The organism is Promicromonospora sp. NPDC060271 (assembly GCF_042726755.1).
GTDB lineage: Bacteria > Actinomycetota > Actinomycetes > Actinomycetales > Cellulomonadaceae > Promicromonospora.
Window position 1 is genome coordinate 1 of record NZ_JBHXBG010000251.1, and the last position, 5,845, is coordinate 5,845.

Annotated in this window: 5 protein-coding genes; 2 read left to right on the forward strand and 3 right to left on the reverse strand. The window is 71.4% G+C overall.

All coding sequences use genetic code 11. From position 1 onward, the window contains the following. Nucleotides 1-143 precede the first annotated feature (143 nt). From cysN to ACFWE2_RS24160, 3 genes are read right to left on the reverse strand one after another with little or no spacing between them, the layout of a single operon-like run. The gene (gene cysN / locus ACFWE2_RS24150; RefSeq protein WP_377226752.1) at nt 144-1,463 is read right to left on the reverse strand and encodes a sulfate adenylyltransferase subunit CysN; all 1,320 of its coding nucleotides are present in this window, start codon (nt 1,461-1,463) and stop codon (nt 144-146) included. Then, nucleotides 1,463-2,365, reverse strand: coding sequence for a sulfate adenylyltransferase subunit CysD (gene cysD, locus ACFWE2_RS24155; protein ID WP_377226753.1), 903 nt, complete (start codon nt 2,363-2,365; stop codon nt 1,463-1,465). The genes cysN and cysD overlap by 1 nt, the downstream gene beginning before the upstream one ends. A gap of 3 nt (nt 2,366-2,368) precedes the next feature. After that, nucleotides 2,369-3,244 carry a 3'(2'),5'-bisphosphate nucleotidase CysQ gene (locus tag ACFWE2_RS24160; RefSeq protein WP_377226754.1) on the reverse strand — a complete coding sequence of 292 codons (876 nt, stop codon included), beginning with the start codon at nt 3,242-3,244 and terminating at the stop codon, nt 2,369-2,371. 243 nt (nt 3,245-3,487) lie between these two features. Between ACFWE2_RS24160 and ACFWE2_RS24165 the strand changes: the two genes are divergently transcribed. Both ACFWE2_RS24165 and cysC read left to right on the forward strand, forming a co-directional pair. After that, the gene (locus ACFWE2_RS24165) at nt 3,488-4,489 is read left to right on the forward strand and encodes a sulfite exporter TauE/SafE family protein (RefSeq protein WP_377226755.1); all 1,002 of its coding nucleotides are present in this window, start codon (nt 3,488-3,490) and stop codon (nt 4,487-4,489) included. Next, entirely contained in the window at nt 4,486-5,775 is a 1,290-nt protein-coding gene (gene cysC / locus ACFWE2_RS24170; RefSeq protein WP_377226756.1) for an adenylyl-sulfate kinase, read from the forward strand. The genes ACFWE2_RS24165 and cysC overlap by 4 nt, the downstream gene beginning before the upstream one ends. Nucleotides 5,776-5,845 lie beyond the last annotated feature (70 nt).

Consider the following 5,845-nt stretch of genomic DNA (forward strand, 5'->3'; position numbering starts at 1 on the left):
CCGCCACCCCCCCCGCCCGGCCCGCCGTCACCCACATGACCCACCGCGTTGGGGGGGGTTAATTCCCCCCTCCCCCCCCCCGGAAAAGGGCGAATATCCCGCACTCAACGCAAGCGGGTACTCGACGCGGGGCGGGTCGACCGTCAGTACTGGTGAGCGGGCCCGCCGATCATGCCTGCGGCGACCGTCTTGTTGGTCGCCTCGTCCACGAGGATGAACGCGCCCGTCTGCCGGTTGGTCTGGTAGGCGTCCACGAAGAGCGGCTGGGTCACCCGCAGCCGGATCCGCGCCATCTCGTTCAGCTTGATCTCGGTCGCGTCCTCGTCACGGTGCAGCGTGTTGACGTCGACGCGGTAGTTGATGTTCTTGACCAGCGCCCGCGCCCACCGGGTGGTGTGCTTGATCGCGTACTTCTTGCCCTGCACCAGGGAGGCGGACTCGTCCATCCAGCAGATCTGGGCGTCGACGTCCTGCGTCACGGTCGGGGCGTTGTTCGGGCGGCAGATCATGTCGCCGCGCGAGATGTCGATCTCGTCGGTCAGGCGCACCGTCACGGACATCGGCGGGAAGGCCTCGTCGACCGGGCCGTCCGCCGTGTCGATGGACGCGATGGTCGTCTCCAGGCCGGCCGGGAGGGCCAGCACCCGGTCGCCGGGCTTCATGACGCCGGACGCGACGGTGCCCGCGTAGCCGCGGTAGTCGCGCGTGTCGTTCTGCTGCGGCCGGATCACGTACTGCACCGGGAACCGCACGTCGACCAGGTTGCGGTCCGAGGCGACGTGCAGCCGCTCGAGGTGGCTGAGCAGCGGCGAGCCGTCGAACCACTGCATGTTCTCGGACCGGGTCACCACGTTGTCGCCGGCCAGGGCCGACACCGGGATGAAGGTCAGGTCGGGCACGCGCAGGCGGGACGCGAACTCCGTGAACTCCTTGCGGATGTTCTCGAACACGGCCTCGTCGTAGTCGACCAGGTCCATCTTGTTCACGCAGACCACGATGTGCGGCACGCCCAGCAGCGTGGCGAGGAACGTGTGCCGGCGCGACTGCTCGACGACGCCCTTGCGCGCGTCGACGAGGATGAGCGCCACGTCCGCCGTCGAGGCGCCCGTGACCATGTTCCGCGTGTACTGGATGTGGCCGGGGGTGTCCGCGATGATGAACTTGCGCTTGGGCGTCGCGAAGTAGCGGTACGCCACGTCGATGGTGATGCCCTGCTCGCGCTCGGCGCGCAGGCCGTCCGTCAGGAGCGACAGGTCCGCGTAGTCGTCGCCGCGGTCCTTGCTGACCTGCTCCACCGACTCGAGCTGGTCGGCGAAGATCGACTTGCTGTCGAACAGCAGCCGGCCGATCAGCGTGGACTTGCCGTCGTCGACCGAGCCGGCCGTCGCGAACCGCAGGAGGTCGCCGCTGACGACCTCGTGCGCCTCGGGTGCCGAACCGGCCTCAGGGAGAGTCGTCGTCATCAGAAGTAGCCTTCCTTCTTGCGGTCTTCCATCGCGGCCTCGCTCACCTTGTCGTCGCCGCGCGTGGCGCCGCGCTCGGTGAGGCGCACCGCCGCGACCTCCTCGACGACGTCACGCAGCGTGGTCGCGGTGGACTCGACACAGGCCGTGAGGTTCGCGTCGCCGACCGTGCGGTAGCGCGTCGACAGGACCTTGGGGGTCTCGCCGTCCTTGAGCGGCGTGAAGTCGTTGACCTCGTAGAGCATGCCGGCCCGCTCGACGACCTCGCGCTCCTTGGCGAGGTAGAGGTCGGGCAGGTCGATGTTCTCGGCCTCGATGTACGCCCAGATGTCCAGCTCGGTCCAGTTGGACAGCGGGAACACCCGGATGGACTCGCCCTGGTGGACGCGGCCGTTGTACAGGTTCCAGATCTCGGGGCGCTGGTTCTTCGGGTCCCACTGGCCGAAGTCGTCGCGGAAGGAGAACACGCGCTCCTTGGCGCGGGCCTTCTCCTCGTCGCGACGGCCGCCGCCGAACAGGGCGTCGAAACCGTGCTTCTCGGCGGCCTCCAGCAGCACAGGCGTCTGGATCCGGTTGCGGGAGCCGTTGGGCTCCTCCTGCACGAGGCCGCGGTCGATCGCCTCCTGGACCGAGGCGACGACGAGCTGCACACCTGTCCGGTCCACCCACCGGTCACGGCAGTCGAGCACGGTCTGGAAGTTCAGGCCGGTGTCGACGTGCATGATCGGGAACGGGACGCGCGCCGGCGCGAACGCCTTGACGGCCAGGTGGAGCATGACGATGGAGTCCTTGCCGCCGGAGAACAGCAGACACGGCCGTCCCATCTCGGCCACCACCTCGCGCATGATGTGGATGCTCTCGGCCTCCAGGCTGCGCAGCTGGCTCAGGACGTGACTCTTCACTCCTCAAGCACCTTCCTTGCGATCTGCCCCGACCACGGACGCGACACCGACGGTGTCGAGCAGCTCACGCAGGTGCGAGGCCAGGGCCGGGGGGCATACGAACAGGTCAGGGAGCCAGGGGCTCTCCCGGTTGTACTCGAGCTCGGATCCGTCGAGACGCGTGCAGACGAGCCCTCGCGACCGTGCCACGGCCACGGGTGCCGCGGAGTCCCACTCGTACTGCCCACCACCGTGGACATAGGCGTCAACTGTACCGTCGGCGACGGCCATCACCTTGACGCCCGCCGAGCCCATCGGCACGAGCTCGACGTCGTCGCGCTCGGCCAGTGCGGCCACGAACGCGGGCGGGCGGCTGCGGCTCGCGGCGATCCGCAGCGGGCGGGCACCGGCCAGGACGACCTCGGCGTCGGCCGTCGGCCCGACGACGTCCGCGGTCGTCAGGACCTGCTCGCGCGCGGGCAGGGCGACGGCGCCGACGGTGAGGCCGGTCCCGCGCTCCCACAGCGCGACGTGGACGGCGAAGTCGTCGCGCCACTGGCCGGACCGAGGCCCGTCGGCGTGCCGTTCGGCGAACTCTCTGGTCCCGTCGAGCGGGTCGATGATCCAGACCCGGTCCGCGCCGGTGCGGGACGCGTCGTCCTTCGCCTCCTCCGAGAGGACGGCGTCCGCTGGACGGGCGGCGGTCAGCGCCGCCGCGAGCCAGGCCTGGGCCGCGGCGTCGCCCGCGTCCTTGAGCTCCTTGGCCACGAACGAGCCGCCGGCGGCGTCCACCTCGGCGCGGAGCGCGAGGAGCACCTCCGCCGCTCCCGTGGCGAGTGCGTCGGCGAGGGCGTCGTCATCGAGCGACGCCTGAGGGAGCGTAGGGAACGGCGCGTTCATCGATCTCCAGGGTGGACGGCTTCTCCGGGGATCCGGCCGTCCTGCGCGGCCCTGCCCTCGACGGGGCCAAGGTGCGGTGGGTGGAGGTCCGGCGGACGCGCCGAGGCTACCATTCCGCCATGCGATCCCGTGCCAGCGCACCATTTCTCACCCCTAACCACCCCAGGAGACACTAATGCCCACTATCCCGATTGGGTTGGTCGGAATAGCCGGGTTGCGTGGCAGGTTCGAGGTGCACCCCTGATGAGCATCGACGTCCCCCTGATCCTCGGCGGTCTCGCGGTCGGTTTCGTCGTCGGCCTGACCGGGATGGGCGGTGGCGCGCTCATGACGCCGATGCTCATCTTCGTGTTCCGCGTCGACCCCCTGGTGGCGGTCTCCAGCGACGTGGTCGCCAGCCTCTTCATGAAGCCCGCGGGCGCGGTGGTGCACATGCGACGCGGCACGGTGAACCTCAAGCTCGTCCTGTGGCTGTGCGTCGGCTCGGTGCCCGCGGCGTTCTCGGGAGCCCTCCTGATCCAGGCGCTCCCGTTCGGCGACTCCCTGGACGACGCGCTCAAGATGGTGCTCGGGGTAGCGCTCCTCATCGCGTCCTGCGGCCTCGTGGTCCGTGCCGTGCTGCAGATGGTCCGGAACCGGTCGGCGCTCGGCGAGGGCCCGACCCTGCTGTCCGCGCCGCGCGAACTCGTCGTGCGCCCCGTCCCCACCGCTATCCTCGGCGCCGTCGCCGGGCTGCTGGTTGGCATGACGTCGGTCGGCGCCGGCTCGATAGTCATCGTCGTGCTCCTGCTGCTCTACCCGGCGCTCAAGGCGTCCCAGCTCGTCGGCACCGACCTGGTCCAGGCTGTCCCGCTCGTCGCGGCGGCGTCGCTCGGCCACCTCTTGTACGGCGACTTCTCGCTCGGCCTGACGACGTCCCTGCTCATCGGCGCGATCCCCGGCGCCTGGTTCGGCGCCCACGTGTCCGCGCGGGCGCCGGGCGGCATCATCCGCCGCGCGCTCGCGATCCTGCTGCTCGCGTCGGGCCTCAAGCTGCTCGGCGCGAGCCTCCCCGTTGTGCTGGGCGCCGCGGCGTCCGCGCTGGTCCTCGGCAACCTGCTGTGGTTCCTGGTCAAGCGTCGCTTCGGTGCGGCACCAGCCGGTTCCGAGGCAGACTCCACCCCGGAGGAGCTCACCGACGGGCCCTCGAGCGACCCGATCGACGAACCGGCCGACGACTCGGCAGAAACGAGCTCCCGCAGATGACAGACACCCCCACCCGCATCCTGACCGACGACGAGCTGGACCTCGTCGAGCTGGCCCTCGGCGGCGCGCTCCCCGCGGCGTCGCTCGCCGCGGCTCTGCCGGGGGTACCGGCCGACGTCGTCCTGACCGACGCCGAGAACACCCCGCTGGCCCGTCTCACGGTGCGACCCGGCGAGCTGCCCGACGTGCTCGAGCCCCTCAAGCCCGTCCCGGCGGCGATCGGCCCGCAGTGGGACGCCGCCGTCCGCCGTCCGGCCCGCGCGGTGCGTGCGGACCTCGAAGAGAGCTCCGCGGACGACGGCGGGAACGGCCTCGCGCTGCTCGTCACCGAGGTCCCGACCCGCGAGGAGGTCTCCGCCGCGGCGACCCTCGTGTCCGGCGCGGGCGCCGCGAGCGGCAGCGCACGCACGGTGCTGCTGCTGGTCCCCGTCGCCCGCCGCGCTCCGGCGCCCGGCACCGTCGGCGCCCCTGGGCTCGTCCGGGCGGCGCTCGCACTGGCCGGTTCGCTCACCGAGCAGGCAGGGGCGCGCGTGACGACCGTCGCCGTCCCGTGGTCCGGTCTGGGCGGGACGAGATTCGACGAGGTGGCCGCCGCGTACGGCGCCGCACGCGTCGAGCCGCTCGCCGCGCACCGTTCACCCGCCACGGCCGAGCGGGTGGCGGCACTGCCGGGCGTCCAGGACGAGGCGGTACGGGCGCTGTACCCGCCCGCCTCAGCCGCCGAGGTGACCCGCGCCGCCGCCTCCGGCTCCCGGCGCCGGGGCGTCGTCGTGTTCTTCACCGGCCTGTCGGGCTCGGGCAAGTCCACGGTGGCCCGCGCCCTGGCCGCCGAGCTGGAGGACGACGGCCTGGGAACCACCCTGCTCGACGGCGACGAGGTGCGGCACCACCTGTCGAAGGGGCTTGGGTTCGACCGTGCGTCCCGGGAGACCAACGTCGAGCGCATCGGGTACGTCGCGGCCCTCGTGGCCAAGCATGGCGGCATCGCGGTCGCCGCGCCGATCGCGCCGTTCGCGGCCGGCCGGGCCAGGGTGCGGACGCTGGCCGAGGAGGCGGGCGCGCGCTTCGTCCTCGTGCACGTCAGCACACCGCTGGCCGTGTGCGAGGCCCGCGACCGCAAGGGCTTCTACGCCAAGGCGCGGGCCGGTGAGATCGCGGAGTTCACCGGTATCTCCTCGCCCTACGAGGAGCCCACCGACGCCGACCTCGTCATCGACACCACCGACGTCCCGGTCCGGAAGGCGGTGAACCAGGTCCGCCGCCACCTGACCACCCTGCTGGGCTGAGGCCGATCGGCGTGGTCGGTAGAACGTCAGGTGATCGGCACCTTGGAATGCCGATCACCTGACGTTCTAC